Source organism: Wolbachia endosymbiont (group A) of Sphaerophoria taeniata (assembly GCF_947250735.1).
Classification (GTDB): Bacteria; Pseudomonadota; Alphaproteobacteria; order Rickettsiales; family Anaplasmataceae; genus Wolbachia.
In genome coordinates, this window is sequence record NZ_OX366344.1 from 1,178,166 (window position 1) to 1,196,227 (window position 18,062).

Genomic DNA, 18,062 nt, shown 5'->3' on the forward strand with positions numbered 1-18,062 from the left:
TTTGAGCTCTTTAGTTTTTAGTTCTGCCTTCTAAGGCTTTTACTCGTGACAACCACTGTGCCTGCGATCTTGTCGTGCCAAGTTTGACAGCGTTTGTTGAAATTTGACCATAAAAAGCCCAAGAATAATGGTGCAGCTGACAATATAAAGGAAAAAAATCTCTTTGTTGCTTGTCTTAGGGTCATCTTTTCGAAAGTTTGTGCATCCACAACTCTAAGCCCAAGTAATAGTTTTCCAGGTGTAGCAGCAAACCTTACCCACATATATGTTACATAGCAAAAGAGCATAATGCATTGGACTATTTGATTTAGGATTTGTAATTTTATAAGTCTACTCTGCGTTGTCTTTTCTTCTGCAGACAGTGGCGCTTGCATTTGGTATTTTGCAGCAATTTGACTTAATATTTTGCTATCCTCTGAGTTCATAAAGAGCTTATTTAAGGCTTGGCTGCAAAACTGCAAGAACAAAACGATAATAATCAAATCAAGCAATACTGATATATAGCGCCTAAGTCCTGTTACATAACATATCCCATTTTCATCTTTCTTTACCTTTTGAATAACATTTATAGAAGAAAAAATAGAAAATAAACGATTAAAAAATTTATGTAACATATATATACTTTCCAATATTTAACGTGCCCCTGGCCGGACTTGAACCAGCATGCTTTTGCAAGCAACAGATTTTGAGTCTGCCGTGTCTACCATTCCACCACAGGGGCATTAAGTTTTAATGCTATAGGCAACACGGAATTAGTCAAATTTTATATGTCTTTCAAATGAGGACTAAATATTCTACAATAATCAACAGTTACTCTCAAAACTTAAAATGAATGAATTAGCTAGTCTCCTCAGTTCAAGAAGTGTAGATAAGGAAATATGTAAATTACCGCATAATTTAGAAGCTGAACAGATGCTTATTGGTGCAATGATTCGTGATAATAGAATCTGTGATGCAGTTGAAGACACAATCACAGCAGAAAATTTCTATGATCCATTACATCAAAGTATTTTTACGCAGATATCCAAAACCAGGAAACACGGTATAGTTGCCAATGAACTAAGCCTCAAAATGTTTTTTGAGAACGACCAAGCGTTTACCGAGTGTGGTGGGGTAGAGTACTTGGCAAAGCTTGCAGCAAAGGCAAGTATTGCACTTGATATCTATAGTTTGACTAGAATAATCCGTGATACTTACTTAAGGAGATGTTTAATTAAGCTCGGGCAAGAAATAGTTGGTGATAGCTACAACTACGATATTGAAAATCCTGCACAGGCTCAAATTGAACAAGCAATGACAAAATTGTTCAACTTAGCAGTAAAAAAACAAGGTGAGAAAACATATATAAAACTTGCAAGTTCAATTAAAGACGTAGTTGAGAAGATCAGCACACTGAAAAATAATCCAGAAGCGCTGGGCGTTACAACCGGACTTCAAGATCTAAATCAGCTTCTTGGTGGCCTACAAAAATCTGATTTATTAATTTTAGCTGCAAGGCCTTCTATGGGTAAAACAGCACTGGCGCTAAACATCGCACTTAATGCTTGTAAGATGTTGCAAAAAAGAGCAGATAAACAACATTATGTAGCGTTTTTCTCACTTGAAATGTCAGCAGAACAATTAACCGCAAGGCTGATCACTATAGATTCAGGGATTAGTTATTATAAGGCATTAACCGGGAGAATTAGTGATTTTGAATTGCATGAATTTATCAATGCTAGTACAGAATTATCTGAACTGCCTTTCATCATAGATGACACCCCTGCGCTATCAATTAGTGCCCTTCGCACCAGAATACGCTTGCTGTATCAATTATATAATGTAGAAGTGGTATTCATTGATTATTTGCAGCTAATCAGAGGAACAACAAAAAGAAGTAATGAAAATAGAGTACAAGAAATCTCGGAAGTGACGCAGGGTTTGAAAGCAATTGCAAAAGAGCTGAATATTCCCGTTGTTGCACTATCTCAGCTCTCTCGTTCTGTTGAGCAGAGGGATGATAAAAAACCACAACTTTCTGATTTACGTGATTCAGGAAGCATAGAGCAAGACGCAGATATAGTAATGTTTCTCTATAGAGAAGAATACTACGAATTGAGAAAGCAACCAAGTGAAGGAAGCAATAAACATCGAGAGTGGCAAGAAAAAATGGAAAAAATTAGAAATATTGCAGAGCTTGTTATTGCAAAGCAGAGAAATGGGCCAATTGGCAGTGTGAAGCTATATTTTGACTCTAACAGAGGTTCGTTTAAAGATTACACGGAGAGGCATAGTGTGTAGCTTGGCAGCAATCTTCTTATTTCTAAATTTACTAGCTTATATCTTATCGTATCAAAATTAACTTGACTTTACTTCTTAATTGATGTTAAACTCATTTAACATAATACATGAGGAATAATCATGATAAGTAAAAACAATGTACCCTATCTTGTAGCTGGTGCTCTGGCTACTCTAACTTTATTAGCATCTGGAGTGTTTGCTGCAGCTCCTTATATTGGTTTCTTAGCTCCAGTTGCAGCATTAAGTGTTGGCCTGCCATTTATTATTGGTTGTGCTGTATTTTCTGTTGTAACTATTGCACTTTCGTATAAAGCAATTAGTAAGAACAAAACTATTTCTGAGAAAGATGTTCAACTGGCTGAGAAAGTAGAAGAAATATCTAAAAAAGATGCTCAACTAGCTAAAGAAGAAGATAAAGTACAAGCTCAAGAGCAAACAATTTCTGGGCAAAATGACCAACTGACTAAAAAAGAAGCGGAAGTAAAAGCTAAAGAGGAGGAAAATTCTAAGCAAAAAATTGAAATTAATAAAAAAAATGAGGAGATTAATAATCAAAGAAAAGAAATAGAAGAACTTAAACACAAGAAAACTTTTGTTCCGCAAGCAATGAAGGATATCCAAACAGCATCTGAAAAAGCATTTACATCTACAAAAGAAGCATTTATTAGTGGTCGTGTAACTCGTATTGTTAAAGATGGCTTAAAAGATGTTTATGGTGCTATGCCATCAACTGAGTCAGTAAAAGGAACACTTAGTGGTATTGGAAATAAATTAAAAAATGTTTATGGTACATCAGTTGAGTATACAAAAGGAGCACTTAACAGAGTTGGAAGCAGCTTGTACAGTAGATTTCATGGTACTAAGGTTTCTAGTTCGGAAGAGCAGTTTAAGCGTGAAGATGGATCTAAACCTAGTATGCAAGAACTAACTCGTTTGGATTACTTAGATCTTGCAACTTCTAAGAATTTGAATCATTTAAATGTTGATATTTCTAGCCTAAAAAGTAAGTCGGTTGAGAACTGTAACGCAAAATCTGGTGATGAAAAAGATACTAAGATTTCTAGCCCAGAAAATCAGCCAACTAAAGAAGAAAATGGTCAAAGTTGGGTTGCGTGGGGTAAGGCTAAGGTAGCTGGAATAGGAGTATGTGGTTGTGTTGCTTTATATTATGCTGCACCGTATATTTCTACAATGCTTGAAGGAGTTTCAGTATCATCTGTAGGCAGTGAGACGGGTTATACCAACGATACGTACTATCCTTACCAGATGTAATCTCATTCAGGAGAAATAGTTTTTAAAAAACTATTTCTTGTATCTTGTCAAAAGCATCTAATGTTTTAAGCTTAAGCATTAGGTGGAGAAGGGAGGAACTCTGTGCTTCTTCTTAGATATAAAATCTGTAGAGGAGATAAGAATTCCCTTCTCAAAAGTATAGGCTGGACGGTATCGTAGAAAGACCTGAATGGTTCTAATTCTGTATTCACAAGACTAGCCTTACTTTTCATTTTTAATGGTAACGTATGGGGTTATATATGATCAACAACTTTTTGGGCATAGATATATCAAAAGATCGCTTTGATGTTTTTCTCTCATTTATAAGCAAAAAAGGAAAGCGTGAAATTAGAAAAAGAAGCTTTAAGAACGATGATCATGGGTTTCAAAGTCTACTGAATTTTCTACACAAACATAATGTAGAAAAAGTAAAAACCTGCATGGAATCTACTGGTTGTTATAGCGAAGCACTGGCTGAATTTCTACACAATGCTGGACATTTTGTAAGTGTTGTAAATCCTTATTGCATAAAATCTTATGCAAGGAGTAAGCTGATACGACAAAAGAATGATCAGACCGATGCAGAAGTTATTGCTGATTATTGCCAAAGACAGGAACCTTCTAGTTGGACACCACCTTCTCCTGAAATGAAAAAATTAAAACATCTTTATCGTTGCTCAGTTGCGTTAAAAGATGAGTTAACATTAGTAAATAACCACTTAGAAAAAAAAGAGAGACTGCCTAAAGAAGTTGCAAATGCTTGGGAAGACCTTGCAATGAATATAGCTCAAAAAATAGAAACAATAAAAAACTCCGTACGTGAACTATTAAATCAACACAAAGAATTGTTGGAAAATTTTCAACTTCTATTGACTATTCCAGGCATAGGAGAAGAATCAGCAATAGCTATTTTAGCTGAAGTTTCTGATATAGAGGTTTTTAGAGATGCCAGGCAATTGGCAGCATATACAGGAGTTATACCACGAAATATGACGTCAGGTTCCTCTGTATATGCCAAACCCAGATTAAGTAAATCCGGTTCACAAACATTACGTAAGGCACTTTTCTTTCCTGCCATAGTAGCTAAGAATCACAATCCTATCATTATGAGCTTTTGCCAAAGATTAAAGGAAAAGGGTAAGCATAATATGGCCATCGTTGGTGCTGCAATGCGTAAGCTACTCCATATCATTTTCGGTATTCTGACATCCAAAAGTGCTTTTGATCCTAACCATATCAAAAACTACAGGGCTAGGAGGTTGACTGAAGGTTTAGTACTTTAAAATCAAAAATGCTTCCTATCTATCTTATGTAAAGTGGTATCTTACACAAATTTATTGAATGTTGTTGGTTAGTGGATATGTTGATAAGTAAACTTCATCTGTTTTGTGCGTATAAAACTAATTTACTTATCAACATATCCACTAACTATAATCTGTGTACTGTTACACAATTGGAAGTATTTTTTGATTTTATGATGCAACTTGGGAAATTTTTATAATTTTTTTGTTGACTAACAAGACGGTATCTCCTGTCATTCCAGTGCTCCTTTTTTTTGTCATCCGAGTAGCTCCTTTTTTTGTCATCCGAGTAGCTCCTTTTTTTGTCATCCGAGTAGCCCCTATGATGTCATCCCAGTGCCCAGACACTGGGATCCAGGAAACTTAACTCTACACCAAGTAAATGTACAATAAGAACTAGATTCCAGCGTCACGCGCTGGAATGACATCATAGGGGCACTGGGATCCAGAAGACTTAATTTCAACCAAGTGACTGCATAATAAAGGCTAGATCCCAGTGTCACGCACTGGGATGACACCCTACTAGCGGAAGTTACTCTCAAATGTTTGTTCATGTTGCTATAAATATTAAGAAATTTACCAAATAAAAAAAAAGGCAAAAGAAGTCCCGTGGTTATTATCCGCTTTAAAATATTGGCGTTTTTTATGTTTTAAACGCTTGACAAGCAAGATTTAGCTGCTTTTAATTGCAACTAACCTACGCTGCAAATGTTTAAGAAATTTACTAAGCAGAAAAAAAGACAAAGAATCCCCGAGTTAGCTAGTCTTTTACTATCTCTGTCGAGTATTGGCATTTTTTGATGTCTTGTAACGCTTTATAAGCGCGTTCAGCTTATTTAGATAAAAATCTAGATGTAGATGAAGTTTTGTAAAGACATACAGTATCTATATACTGCAAAAAATTGAACATAAGACGCCGATACATTAAGTAATCCTTACCTTTTAATCTGCAGATTGGCTAAAGCAAATACAATAGCTTCACTGTCATGATAAGGGGGCTGGCGGAGTTTGTCAAGTGATTTTTGTCTCTCCATGCTACTTGGGTGACACCAACAGTTGTATTTTATATTATCTTTTTGCTCTACTAGCACTCAAGTTTCCTATTTAAAATTTTTAATATTAAATTCAATTCATTTGGATTATTATACCGTATCATAACTTTACCCTTAGAATTACTGTCGTTAATTTTGATCTTTAAACCAAGTTGAGAAGATATAGCACCTTCTAGTGCTGCCATATCTTGATTTTTGGTATATCTCTGCTCTTTTTGGTTGTTACTTTGATGTAAGTCTTTTATCAATTTTTCAGTTTGCCTAACGCTTAAGCCTTGGGAAATTATTTTTTCTGCAATACTTTCCGCATTTTCAACATTAATCAACGCTCTTGCATGGCCCATAGATAGCTTTTTTTCGTTGATCATTGTTTTTACTCCATCAGGAAGTGACAACATCCGAATCATATTGGTTATGTGACTGCGGCTTTTGCCTATAGTTGAAGCTAATTCTTCATGTGTATAGGAAAACTCATCTATCAGTCTCTTATACGCTTCACCTTCTTCTATTGGATTAATATCTTGCCTTTGTATGTTTTCAATAATGGATACTTCCAAGCATTCCTTGTCGCTCAGATCTTTTATGATAACGGGTGCACTATCAAGATTTGCAATCTTGCTTGCTCGCCAACGACGTTCCCCAGCTATTATTTCGTAACCATCATCATTTGAATCTTTGCGTACCACGATAGGCTGTATAATGCCACTTTTCTTTATCGAATTTGCAAGTTCTCTTAATGACTCCTCGTCAAAATGTTTCCTCGGTTGAAATTTGCTTGGGTGCAGTAATGAAATAGGCAAATATTCTTGTCGATCTTCTTTATTATCATAATTATCGCCTATGAGGCCGGCAAGACCTCTGCCGAGGCGTCTATCATCCTTCATACCACGCCCTCACTCACTAGCTTCTTCTCCTTACAACTGCTCGCGTGCTTTTTTAAAATTTCCCTTGCCAAACTTATATATGCTTGTGCACCAGGACACTTAAGATCATACACAATAGCAGGTTTTCCATGAGAAGGCGCTTCTGATAACCGTACGTTACGTGGAATAACAGTCTCATACAATGGGATGATAGTTTTGTATACTTTATCATTTAAATACTGGCAAATATCGTTTTTAATCTGTTCACTGAGTTTGTTGCGCCTGTCATACATTGTTAACACGATCCCTTCTATTGCCAAAAAAGGGTTTAGGTTATTCCTTTTTATCAGTTCTACAGTTTTAACTAAATGGCTTAATCCTTCCAGAGCAAAAAACTCACACTGAAGAGGAACAATAATAGAATTAGCAGCAGTCAAAGCATTTATGGTTAGAAGCCCAAGTGATGGAGGGCAATCGATGATTATATACTCATAATTATCGCGTATCTTCTCTAATGCGCTTTTTAGCACAAATTTTCCTCGCTCAAGTTGCGATAATTCAATTTCTGCAGCTGACAGATCAACTACTGACGAAATTAGTGATAAATTTGGAATTTCCTTTATATTGAAAATTGCCGATTCTATCAATTTATTTTCGCTGCTCAGTAGTATTTTGTATATATTTTTTTCTTCCCTACTACGATAAGAAATCCCGAGTCCGGTGCTAGCATTTCCTTGAGGATCAAGATCTACCAATAAAGTGCTTTTTCCCACAGCAGCAAAGGCTGTCGATAAATTTATACTAGTTGTGGTTTTGCCAACTCCACCCTTTTGATTTACTATTGCAATAATCTTGCTCACGCCTTTTATCTTATGTATAAAATAATTCTATTGTATATATGCAAGAAACTTTTGCATTAGAAAATTTTTTTGTTGCTAATCACACTAAAATTAGACTGTCTTTTTTGCTTTGTGTAACACACTTTGAACCTTGTTTCCTAATTCATTCAGAGTGAATGGTTTTGGCAAAAAGTGAAAATCTTCTATATTGATGTCATCACTCTTTAAAAAAGCATCTTCTGCATACCCAGAAATAAAAATAACGTTGATATTTGGCCTATGGATCAATGCTTCTTTAACTATTTCTGGACCACTCACCTCTGGCATGATTACATCAGTGATTATTAGATCTATGTGTTGATTTTTTTTACTGATTATTTCTAGCGCCTCGCTGCCTATGCTCGCTTCTATTACATCAAATCCTTTTCTTTTGAGTGCTTTAGAGATGAATTCCCTTACTGAATTTTCATCTTCAATCAATAAAATTATACCATTACCTTTAATTTCACTTACTACCGGTCTTTCTATTTCTTCACTATCTTCCTCTATCAGATTTTCATCTGATATGTAAACCATGGGCAAAAATATGCTAAATTTAGTTCCATGATTTACTTTGCTAGCAACATAGATGTATCCTTCAGTTTGTTTAATAATGCCATATACAGTAGAGAGGCCAAGACCTGTACCAGAGGTAATATCTTTGGTAGAAAAAAATGGGTCAAATGCCTTTTCAATTGTATCACTTGTCATTCCACATCCAGTATCAATTACTTCAATCACAACATAATTTCCATGTTCGATCGTTTCCTTGTCTGGAGAAAACATGTCCTGAGATGTAGAATTTAGTGAGTCAATCTTTTGATTAAAGGTTCGTATAGTTAATTCTCCGCCCTTTTCCATAGCAGCACTAGCATTGACTGCTAAGTTAAGTATAACTTGCTCTAATTGCCCTTGATCAGCCCTAACAGCACCCAAGTCTCTACCATAATAAATATTAAACTTTATATTTTCACCTATTAATCTTTTTATCATTTCATAAAGATTAGCTATAGTACTATTTACATCAATAATTTTTGGCTGCAAGGTCTGTCTTCTTGAAAAAGCAAGCAATTGTCTTACTAAATTTGATCCACGCTTTGCATTTTGCTGTATCTGTATTATATCTCCAAAAGATGGATCACCAGCTGAATGTTGGAGTAAAAGCAAATCGCAAAATCCTATTATCCCAGTCAATATATTGTTGAAATCATGCGCAATACCACCTGCTAACTGCCCTATAGCTTGCATCTTTTGATAATGCTCAAGCTTTATCTCTAGGTTTTTGTGTTCAGTATTGTCAATAAAATAACAAAGTATGAAGATCATTTTATTATGAAGAAACTTATTGAAATATATTTTTATGTTATTATCGCCGTTGAGCTGTACATCAAAGGACGCATTATTTATTCTATTACTCGAAAAATATTCACGTATTTTCACATGATAACTATCTAATATCAATGTAAAGATTGAATTATTATCTGACCCTGCAAGCTTTATTAGTGCCGTATTTTTCTTTACAAAGTTGCCGTTTATGTCACATTGTGCAATAGCAATTGATGAATTTGCAAAACAAGGGTGTAATTGATAATCAACAATATTTGATTCGGTTGGTGTTATAAAGCCATATATATAGCTATGGTTGTATTTATCACAAAATATAGCAGTGCTCATATAAGCCTTGAATGGAATACCACTTATAGTAAAAAACAAAATTTCATTATCGGTTGTTGTATTGTTATATTTAGATTGAGATATAAAATCACTGATTGAGCTATCTTTTTCCAGTTTTTTCAGTTCAAATATATCTAAAAATCTTTTATTTACAGATAAAATCACCCCTTTGGCATTTGCAATGTAAGTTCCTATACTGTGTTTTTCTATTAACTCTTCATATATCTGCTCCTTGTTTATCTGTGTTGCTTTTAACACAAAATACCCATCTGGCCTTGCTATTGGCACTAATGATAAATTTAAAATCTTATTACTATTTATAGCAATTTGGGGATTATCTGGTATCGGCTCAAAGAGCAAAAGAAAGTTAGATACTCTATTCTTCTTGTTTAAGGAAATGCATACTTGTACAGAAGAGTTATTTTTTAGTGCATGATAGAGTACTTTTTTGTCTTCTTCTGAAACATCTCCTATTTCAAAAATCTTGCCTAACGTAATGTCATCATCTATATGATCTTTAAACCTTTCGTAGAACCTTGCATCAGAATAAATAATACCCTCATCTCTATGTAAAATAAGGCAAAATTCTGTATTATGGTTTAGTGCATTTGCAAATATTGCATTTTGAAATTCTATAGTATTAAGTAGGTGTCTGTAGCGTTTTACATTATATATCATAAAGAGAGTTGTTAGAATGCTAACTAATAAATTAATCTCTATATTAATATGCTGACTATATATATCAAAAAAGTAGAGTATCGATATTGCTACTGGAGGTAAGAGCATAATAACTGCCATCACAACAATTGACATTCCATAATTTCTTAGTATGAAATCAACCCTGTTCTCTTTTTTGTTATCTATGTATCTTTTATTCATTATTGTTACTTGGCATCGTTGTACATACGAAAATGTTTTATTATATTGATTTAATTATTATAGATTTATTAACGTCTTTGATAGATAATTATCATCCAAATCTAATTAAGTTCCTTAAATATCAGATATAACAATGTTAATAAGCTAGCGAGAGGATATTATGGAAAAACAAAGAACACAAGCATTTAAGTGGTTCTGTGCACTAAGAGATAAGATCATAGAATCTTTCTTATTAATTGAAAAACAATCATCCGCAGAGCCAAAGATCGAAAAAAGAAAGTGGGATCGCCCAGGTGGTGGAGGTGGTGAATCTACAATTATTTTTGGCAATGTTTTTGAAAAAGTTGGAGTAAACGTTTCAAAAGTACACGGAAAATTTGCAGATTCAGCCATTAATGAAATTCCTGGTGCAAGTGAAAGTAACGGAGAGTTTTGGGCAAGCGGTATATCTTTAGTGTCTCATATGCAATCGCCCCTTATCCCTGCAGCACATATGAACACAAGGCTGATATATACTTCAAAACAATGGTTTGGTGGAGGGATGGATTTTACGCCAATATATAAAAATGAAGAAGATTGCAAGTATATTTATGAATCAATCAAAATGACATGTGATAGATTTGACACCGGATATTATCCAAAATTTAAAGAGCAATGTGACAACTATTTTTTCTTACCACATAGAAAAGAGCCGCGTGGCATTGGTGGTATTTTCTATGATAATCTGAGTTCTGGCAATTGGAGAAATGATTTTGAGTTCACAAAAGCAGTAGGTGAAGCCTTTTTGGAAATTTATTTGCACATCATACGTAAACATATACAAAAATCTTGGACAAAAGAACAACGAGAAAATCAATTAATAAAACGTGGCAGATATGTAGAATTCAATCTGTTATACGATCGTGGCACAAGGTTTGGTTTAATGACTGACGGCAATCCAGATGCAATTATGATGTCAATGCCACCACTTGTTAAGTGGTTATAGAGAGCTGCTATTAGCAGAAAATAAATCATCATAGTTTAAAGTTGTACCATGATAGTGAGCTTTTATATAGGGGGTATAATCATGGGTATAATAGATAATTTTTTAATTAAATCTGTCAAAAACAATGACATAAAAGGTGTTAAACTGACTCTAAGTCTCTACAATGCACTAAAAGGCTGGCTTTAGTGTAGAAGAAATAAAGCAGAAATATGAGCGTAGAGATTCTGGCTACGATTCTGGCTATGATTCCGATACAAAAGTTGAACAACAATTAGAATTAGGATCTAAAACTCCTAAATCTGAAATAAATTCAGTGAATATTAAATATGGAATAGAGAAAGACGTTTGCGCCATAAAATAATTGACTTTATGTGCATAATCAATATAACTTGAGTTAATTCGCATTGACTCTTTCGTCTAGTGGTTAGGACACCACCCTTTCACGGTGGTAACACGGGTTCAAATCCCGTAAGAGTCACTCAAGTAGAATATAATTAAAGTTTTGAATGGGAAAAATTAGGCTTTATTTTGAAGAAGCTTTATCACAAGGCGTGAGTTTAGCACTTAATCCACAACAAAGTCACTATATTTGCAATGTAATGCGGCTTAAGAAGTATGATAATCTCTCTCTTTTTAATGGAAAGGATGGAGAATGGTTAGGAGAAGTAGTTAATATATCGCGTAAATTAACAAAAGTTACACTCAAAGAATGCACTAAACAACAGCAATATGAGGAAAATTTATACTTATATTGTGCCATGGTAAAAAGTGGTGCTTTAGGCAACATAGTAAGACAGGCAACTGAAATGGGAGTAACCTGCATTCAATTTATTTCAACGGAACGTACAGTAGTAAAAAACATTAACCTAAGTAGAGCAAAATTACAGGCAATCGAAGCTGCGGAACAATCCGGTAGGATGAGTATACCAGAGATTTTGCCTCCTATTAACTTTTGTGAGTTACCTGATTCCCAGAGTAAAAATTTTGTTTTATGTGATGAAACAGGTAAAGCTGATAAAGTGCTGAAAGGTAAGAAAAATGTTGCTATTATTGTTGGCCCTGAAGGTGGTTTTTCATCTTATGAACTTGATCTTGCCGATAAGTTTTGTCAAAAATTGAGTCTAGGAAAAAGAATTTTAAGGGTCGATACTGCTGTGGTTGCTGCACTAACTTTCACCAATTGGTGTAGCTAGATTTTTAAATATGGCTAAGGTTTGGGCCATAGAGAAATCTGATTCAGTGTTGCACGCGCTAACTGTACAAACTCTATAGGCCGCCTGCGAAGCAGTTTGCTACTAAAGAGGAGCTAATAAAAAACATATTCTAAAATAATATTAAATCTTATATTATATTTTTTCTAAAATAAACAAATGAATCTTGCATTTTGCCTGAGTTATTGATACTCTGAGTAAAGAAGTCGGGGCGTAGCGCAGCCTGGTAGCGCATTTGGTTTGGGACCAAAGGGTCGGGAGTTCAAATCTCTCCGCCCCGATGCTAGCAGAAGTTTTAACGCTTTTAATAGTTAGAGCTTTTAAAGGCATTTCGTTCATATTGCAGTTTAACGCTCAAGTTTATAAAATAATTGACAATGTTAATTTTCTAATTTATAAATAAATTTTGAAATGATTACCGAAGGAGGTATAGAGTTTGATTGAAGTATCAGTCCATTATGGTGATGTAGACAGAGCTCTTCCAGTATTGAAAAAAACAATTCAAAAGGAAGGAAGAGGGTTGAAAATGAAAAAACAATATCATGAAAAAAAATCAGAAAAAAGAGCTAAAAAGAAAGCTGAAGCGAGAAAAAAGAGGCACCAGCAAGAATGCAGAAGGCAGCGTTACGGTTGGTAATTTTTTAATAGTTTATCATTGGTTGTTTTATGAATATTCACGAATATCAAGCAAAAGAGATTTTGCATAAATTTAATGTCCCGGTGCCAAAAGGTTTTGTCACTATATCTGCAGAAGGAGTAAAGACTCAAGTAAGTCAATTAAAATCTGACGTGTTTGTGGTTAAAGCTCAAATTCATGCAGGTGGTAGGGGTAAAGCCGGTGGCGTAAAGCTAGCAAAGTCAGCTGAAGAAGCTCAACAGTTTGTAAAAGACATGATTGGTATGACTTTAGTTACTCATCAAACAGGGCCAAGCGGGCAGCAAGTAAGAAGAGTATATATTGAAGAAGGCTCAAGCATTAAGAAAGAGTATTACTTAAGCATGGTAATTGACCCGAAGCTCAGTAGGCCAATATTCATATTTTCCTCAGAAGGTGGAATGGACATCGAAGAAGTGGCGAAAAATTCTCCCGCAAAAATTGTGAAATTTGATATTGATCTTGCTACAAGTTTTGATAGCAGCAAGTTAAGCAGCAGTTTTAATTTGAGTTCAGAACAAATAGAAAAAATAACAAATGTTGCAAAAAATATATATGATGCGTTTATTGCAACTGATGCGAGCCAAATTGAAATTAATCCACTGGTTGAAACAAGTTCTGGAGATTTTATTGCGCTCGATGCGAAAATTAATTTCGATGACAATGCTTTATATCGTCACCCAGAAATTATGGAACTTCGTGATTATGATGAAGAAGTGAAAGAAGAGATAGAGGCTTCAAAGTATGGGCTCAGTTACATCAAAATGGATGGCAGTATTGGTTGCATGGTAAATGGTGCAGGTCTTGCTATGGCAACAATGGATATAATAAAATACTACGGAGCAGAGCCTGCTAACTTTTTGGATGTTGGTGGTGGAGCGAGTAAAGAAACTGTAACTGAAGCATTTAAAATCATATTGTCTGATAGCAACGTAAGAGGAATTTTGGTTAACATATTTGGTGGTATAATGCGTTGCGATATTATCGCAAGTGGAATTGTTGCGGCTGTAAAAGAAATGAGCATTAAAGTTCCTTTAGTGGTTAGATTATCAGGCACTAATTTCGAAGAAGGAAAAAGAATTTTAGAAGAGTCAGGATTAAATATTATTGCTGCAGATGAACTGGGCGATGCTGCGCAGAAAATAGTACAAGAGGTGAAATAGAGTATGTCCGTTTTAGTAAACAAAGATACAAGGTTAATATGCCAGGGTTTTACTGGTGCGCAAGGTACATTTCATTCAGAGCAAGCAGTTAGCTACGGAACAAAAATGGTTGGTGGTGTAACTCCTGGCAAGGGTGGTAGCACTCACCTTAACTTACCAGTTTTTAATACTGTAGCAGAAGCCAAAGAAAAAACTGATGCGAATGCCACGGTAATATATGTACCTGCTAAGTTTGCAGCTAATGCAATACTTGAAGCAATAGATGCAGAGATAGAGCTAATAGTTTGCATTACAGAGGGCATTCCTATACTTGACATGGTAAAGGTGAAGCATGCTCTTGCTCGTTCAAAAAGTCGATTGATTGGTCCTAACTGCCCGGGAATTATTACGCCCGAAGAGTGCAAAATAGGGATTATGCCTGGCCATATCCATAAGCGTGGACATATAGGGATTATGTCTCGTTCTGGAACTTTAACTTACGAGGCAGTAGCACAAACAACCGCTGTTGGTCTTGGTCAATCCACGTGTATCGGAATTGGGGGGGATCCAGTTCATGGTATGACATTTGTCGACTGTATGGAGCTCTTTTTAAAAGATGACGATACTCATGGTATTGTAGTTATTGGTGAAATAGGTGGAAACGAAGAAGAAGATGTATCACATTTTGTGAAAACAGAAAAAACTAAAAAGCCAATCGTTGGTTTTGTAGCAGGTCAAACAGCACCTCCAGGAAGACGTATGGGACACGCTGGAGCAATCATCTCTTCCAGTGGTGGAAGTGCTGGTGCAAAACTAGAAGTTATGCGGAGCGCCGGGATTGCAATTGCTGAAACCCCTGCAGTGATTGGTAAGAAGGTATTGGAAGTAATGCATTAGTGCCTAATCTAAAACGCAGCTGTACGAACGTTGTGATTTGAGGAGCAGTTTCTGCTAGAAAGGGTGTCACTCAAGTAGTTGACACTGGTTCACTCTATAATGGTGTCATCCGAGTAGCTTGACTACTTGGATCCAGGAAAGTTTGCTTGTAAGCAAGCAAACTGATTTGGTGAGTATAAAAGTATAGCTAACGCTGACTCTACGTCATACCGCGATTCATTCGCGGTATCTTATCCGCTAACACGTAGTGGGATGACAAGGTTATCGTCATACCGCCGCGTTATCTCTAGATCCCGCTAACACGTAGCGGGATACTTGACCTTTACAGGGATGACGGTTGTCGGTAGGCCTAAATTACTTTAGTCATAAATATTAAGAAATTTACCAAACAAAAAAAAGGCAAAAGAAGCCCCATGGTTGGCTAGTTATTTATATGTACTTCAAAATATTGGCGTTTTTTATTCTAAATGCTGCAATTTAGCTGCTTTTAAATGCGACTAACCTAAATTATAAACGTTAAGAAATTTACTGAGCGGAAAAAAAGGCAAAGAAACCCCAGGGTAGCTAGTATTCAAATTCTCCCTTGTCTATTTGACGTCTTTTACTGTCTTAAACGCTTTATGAGCGCGTTTCAGCTTATATAGGTAGAAACCTAGAAGTTTTATAAAGACATGAGGTGCACATAGTGCAAAAATTAAGCATGATTTACGCCAAATACATTAAGTTTTTTTGTCATTAATCCACTGCAGAGATTGCGAAGATAAATAAATAGCTTCAGTTTCATGATAAGGGGGCTGGCGGAGTTTGTAAAGTAATTTTTTGTGGCTCTCATGGTTTTTGGATTCTAACTAACGTCACGCGCTGGAATAACACCCTTGGTGGTAACAACTAAAGAAAAATATCAACTAGGTTTATAATCTATTACTACTGTTTTTGCAATTTTATCATAAAAAGTCTGCTTGCGCCGGTCAAATATCGCAAATATTAAAACTAAAATTGGTAAAATTATAAACCACTGAGAAACATAGTGAGTCAGCAAAAAAGAAATAATCAAGAAAACTGTCTCAGAAATACACCTTATTCCTGCTTGCATAAGAGTAGTATTTTTAAATGTGTCTGCATCTTTGATATACATACCACACAACAGTTGTCCTGGCGTACCTCCCAGTCTTGTTATCATTAATATTTCTAATACTGTACACAGCACTGATGTAAAGATTGTATAAGGAGATGTTAACTGTTCAATTTCGTCAAGAAAATTATTAACCTCATTATTGCCCAACAATGCAATTTATAAGATGAATGAAGGAAAGAAAAATATTATTTGGTCAAGTATTGCTGTTACAGTACGCCTTGTAAACCCTACGTAATTTACTTTAACATTTATTTCAGTATCCATAACCCCACCTATATTTCATAATGTCATCATATAATATAAAAGCACGTTGTTAAATAACCGTAAATATACTAATTTGGGTAATATTAGCTACTTGTGCCACTCTATTATTTGAATTAACATTAAATCGTTTACAGTTAGGGAAGTTATGTCAACACCAATCACAGTTGCGTATGGCGATGGTATCGGACCAGAAATTATGGAAGCGGTGCTGTCGATATTGCGCAAAGCGGAAGCGAAGATCTCAATAGATATTATTGAAATAGGTGAGCGTGTTTATAGTAAGGAATGGTCTCACGGAATTTCTCCAAGTGGTTGGGAATCAATTGAAAGGACAAAAATATTATTAAAATCTCCAACAACAACTCCTCAAGGTAAAGGCCACAAGAGCTTGAACGTTGCACTCAGAAAAAATCTAGGGTTATATGCAAACATCAGGCCGTGTATTTCATATCATCCTGTTATAGAAAATAAATTCGATAAGTTTGATATCGTAGTGATACGCGAAAATGAAGAGGACGTTTACACCGGAATAGAGCATAGGCTCACTGGTGATTCTTACCAATGCACTAAAATTATTACTAGATCTGGCTCAGAGAAGATATGCAGGTATGCTTTTGAATACGCGAAAAAACACAACAGAAAAAAAGTAACTTGCCTGACTAAAGACAACATAATGAAAATGACTGACGGAACTTTCCATGCAGCGTTTGATCGCATTGCAAAGGAATACCAGGACATAAAGGCAGAACATTATATAGTTGATATTGGAATGGCACGTGTTGCCACAGAACCGGAGAATTTCGATGTTATAGTAACTGAAAATCTATATGGCGACATATTATCAGACATAGTGGCACAAACCTCTGGATCTGTGGGACTCGCTGGAAGTAGCAATATAGGTAATGAATATGCGATGTTTGAAGCGGTTCATGGTTCTGCTCCTGATATTGCAGGAAAAAACATAGCTAATCCTTCTGGTCTTTTAAATGCTGCAGTGCATATGCTAATTTACATAGGTCAAGTGGGTAATGCAAAACTAATCTACGATGCATGGCTGAAGACTTTAGAGGATGGAATACACACTGCCGATTTGTATAAGGAGAAAAGAAGTAAACAGAAAGTTGGTACAAAAGAATTTGCAGAAGCTGTTATAGATAATCTAGGGAAAAAACCTACAATATTATCTGAGCTTATAATTAGCAGTGGTTCAGATAGTAAAATAAATAAAGTACAAGACAATTACGAACAAGATTACAAAGTTAAAAAGCTAGTGGGTAGTGATATAACGCTTGCTTGGGACAAATCCAGCAATTTTGATCAAATAGTAGGATTAAATAATCTGCAAATGATAGCAATATACTCAAAAGGACTGGCAATTTGGCCAAGAAGCTCAAAATCTTCAAGCGATCAAATAACCTGTAGGTTTATCGCAAATAATGAAAAGCAAGCTATTACAAATAGTGATGTAAATAACTTGCTAATCAAACTTGAAGAAAACAGCTTTGACGTGGTGAGAATGGATAAGTTGTATTTATATGATGGGAAAGAGGGGTTCTTTTCTTAATTCTTTAAAA

General features: G+C 35.3%; 16 protein-coding genes and 3 tRNA genes. 11 read left to right on the plus strand and 8 right to left on the minus strand.

Annotation, left to right across the window (positions count from 1 at the left end; all coding sequences use genetic code 11):
* Nucleotides 1-17 precede the first annotated feature (17 nt).
* Nucleotides 18-614, minus strand: a complete 597-nt coding sequence (locus OOK84_RS05770) for an RDD family protein (RefSeq protein ID WP_253309168.1) — start codon at nt 612-614, stop codon at nt 18-20.
* A 24-nt stretch (nt 615-638) separates the two neighbouring features.
* Nucleotides 639-721, minus strand: a tRNA-Leu gene (locus OOK84_RS05775).
* Nucleotides 722-828: 107 nt separating this feature from the next.
* On the opposite strand from OOK84_RS05775, the gene OOK84_RS05780 reads away from it, so the two are divergent.
* The 3 genes from OOK84_RS05780 to OOK84_RS05790 all read left to right on the plus strand — a co-directional run bounded on the left by OOK84_RS05780 (nt 829) and on the right by OOK84_RS05790 (nt 4,835).
* Nucleotides 829-2,280 carry a replicative DNA helicase gene (locus OOK84_RS05780; RefSeq protein WP_253309169.1) on the plus strand — a complete coding sequence of 484 codons (1,452 nt, stop codon included), beginning with the start codon at nt 829-831 and terminating at the stop codon, nt 2,278-2,280.
* Nucleotides 2,281-2,400: 120 nt separating this feature from the next.
* Entirely contained in the window at nt 2,401-3,552 is a 1,152-nt protein-coding gene (locus OOK84_RS05785) for a coiled-coil domain-containing protein (RefSeq protein ID WP_264731544.1), read from the plus strand.
* Between the two features lie 260 nt (nt 3,553-3,812).
* The gene (locus OOK84_RS05790) at nt 3,813-4,835 is read left to right on the plus strand and encodes an IS110 family RNA-guided transposase (RefSeq protein WP_264731025.1); all 1,023 of its coding nucleotides are present in this window, start codon (nt 3,813-3,815) and stop codon (nt 4,833-4,835) included.
* Nucleotides 4,836-5,024: 189 nt separating this feature from the next.
* On the opposite strand, the gene OOK84_RS05795 is transcribed toward OOK84_RS05790, so the two are convergent.
* The 5 genes from OOK84_RS05795 to OOK84_RS05815 all read right to left on the minus strand — a co-directional run bounded on the left by OOK84_RS05795 (nt 5,025) and on the right by OOK84_RS05815 (nt 10,199).
* Nucleotides 5,025-5,201: a hypothetical protein gene (locus OOK84_RS05795; RefSeq protein WP_264731545.1), complete on the minus strand. Its 177-nt coding sequence runs from the start codon at nt 5,199-5,201 to the stop codon at nt 5,025-5,027.
* Entirely contained in the window at nt 5,174-5,407 is a 234-nt protein-coding gene (locus OOK84_RS05800) for a hypothetical protein (RefSeq protein ID WP_264731547.1), read from the minus strand. Before OOK84_RS05800 ends, OOK84_RS05795 begins: the two co-directional genes overlap by 28 nt.
* 530 nt (nt 5,408-5,937) lie before the next feature.
* Nucleotides 5,938-6,789, minus strand: a complete 852-nt coding sequence (locus OOK84_RS05805; RefSeq protein ID WP_264731549.1) for a ParB/RepB/Spo0J family partition protein — start codon at nt 6,787-6,789, stop codon at nt 5,938-5,940.
* Nucleotides 6,786-7,628, minus strand: coding sequence for a ParA family protein (locus OOK84_RS05810; protein WP_006280226.1), 843 nt, complete (start codon nt 7,626-7,628; stop codon nt 6,786-6,788). Before OOK84_RS05810 ends, OOK84_RS05805 begins: the two co-directional genes overlap by 4 nt.
* Before the next feature lie 90 nt (nt 7,629-7,718).
* Complete coding sequence (locus tag OOK84_RS05815) at nt 7,719-10,199, minus strand: response regulator (RefSeq protein WP_264731551.1); 2,481 nt, start codon at nt 10,197-10,199, stop codon at nt 7,719-7,721.
* Nucleotides 10,200-10,359: 160 nt separating this feature from the next.
* Between OOK84_RS05815 and hemF the strand changes: the two genes are divergently transcribed.
* The 7 genes from hemF to sucD all read left to right on the plus strand — a co-directional run bounded on the left by hemF (nt 10,360) and on the right by sucD (nt 15,089).
* Nucleotides 10,360-11,184 carry an oxygen-dependent coproporphyrinogen oxidase gene (gene hemF, locus OOK84_RS05820; RefSeq protein ID WP_264731553.1) on the plus strand — a complete coding sequence of 275 codons (825 nt, stop codon included), beginning with the start codon at nt 10,360-10,362 and terminating at the stop codon, nt 11,182-11,184.
* 406 nt (nt 11,185-11,590) lie between these two features.
* Nucleotides 11,591-11,662: transfer RNA gene (locus OOK84_RS05825), tRNA-Glu, on the plus strand.
* A gap of 28 nt (nt 11,663-11,690) precedes the next feature.
* Complete coding sequence (locus OOK84_RS05830; RefSeq protein ID WP_264687982.1) at nt 11,691-12,377, plus strand: 16S rRNA (uracil(1498)-N(3))-methyltransferase; 687 nt, start codon at nt 11,691-11,693, stop codon at nt 12,375-12,377.
* A gap of 225 nt (nt 12,378-12,602) precedes the next feature.
* A tRNA-Pro gene (locus tag OOK84_RS05835) sits at nt 12,603-12,676 on the plus strand.
* 155 nt (nt 12,677-12,831) lie between these two features.
* Nucleotides 12,832-13,032: a 30S ribosomal protein S21 gene (gene rpsU / locus OOK84_RS05840; protein ID WP_064125049.1), complete on the plus strand. Its 201-nt coding sequence runs from the start codon at nt 12,832-12,834 to the stop codon at nt 13,030-13,032.
* 29 nt (nt 13,033-13,061) lie between these two features.
* The gene (sucC, locus tag OOK84_RS05845; RefSeq protein WP_264731556.1) at nt 13,062-14,213 is read left to right on the plus strand and encodes an ADP-forming succinate--CoA ligase subunit beta; all 1,152 of its coding nucleotides are present in this window, start codon (nt 13,062-13,064) and stop codon (nt 14,211-14,213) included.
* A gap of 3 nt (nt 14,214-14,216) precedes the next feature.
* Entirely contained in the window at nt 14,217-15,089 is an 873-nt protein-coding gene (gene sucD, locus OOK84_RS05850) for a succinate--CoA ligase subunit alpha (protein ID WP_253309325.1), read from the plus strand.
* A 901-nt stretch (nt 15,090-15,990) separates the two neighbouring features.
* Here the strand turns inward: sucD and OOK84_RS05855 are convergent.
* The gene (locus OOK84_RS05855) at nt 15,991-16,371 is read right to left on the minus strand and encodes an RDD family protein (protein ID WP_264731558.1); all 381 of its coding nucleotides are present in this window, start codon (nt 16,369-16,371) and stop codon (nt 15,991-15,993) included.
* 262 nt (nt 16,372-16,633) lie between these two features.
* Here OOK84_RS05855 and icd point away from each other — a divergent pair, with 262 nt between their 5' ends.
* A complete protein-coding gene (gene icd / locus OOK84_RS05860) occupies nt 16,634-18,052 on the plus strand; it encodes an isocitrate dehydrogenase (RefSeq protein ID WP_264731560.1) in 1,419 nt (472 codons plus the stop codon).
* Nucleotides 18,053-18,062 lie beyond the last annotated feature (10 nt).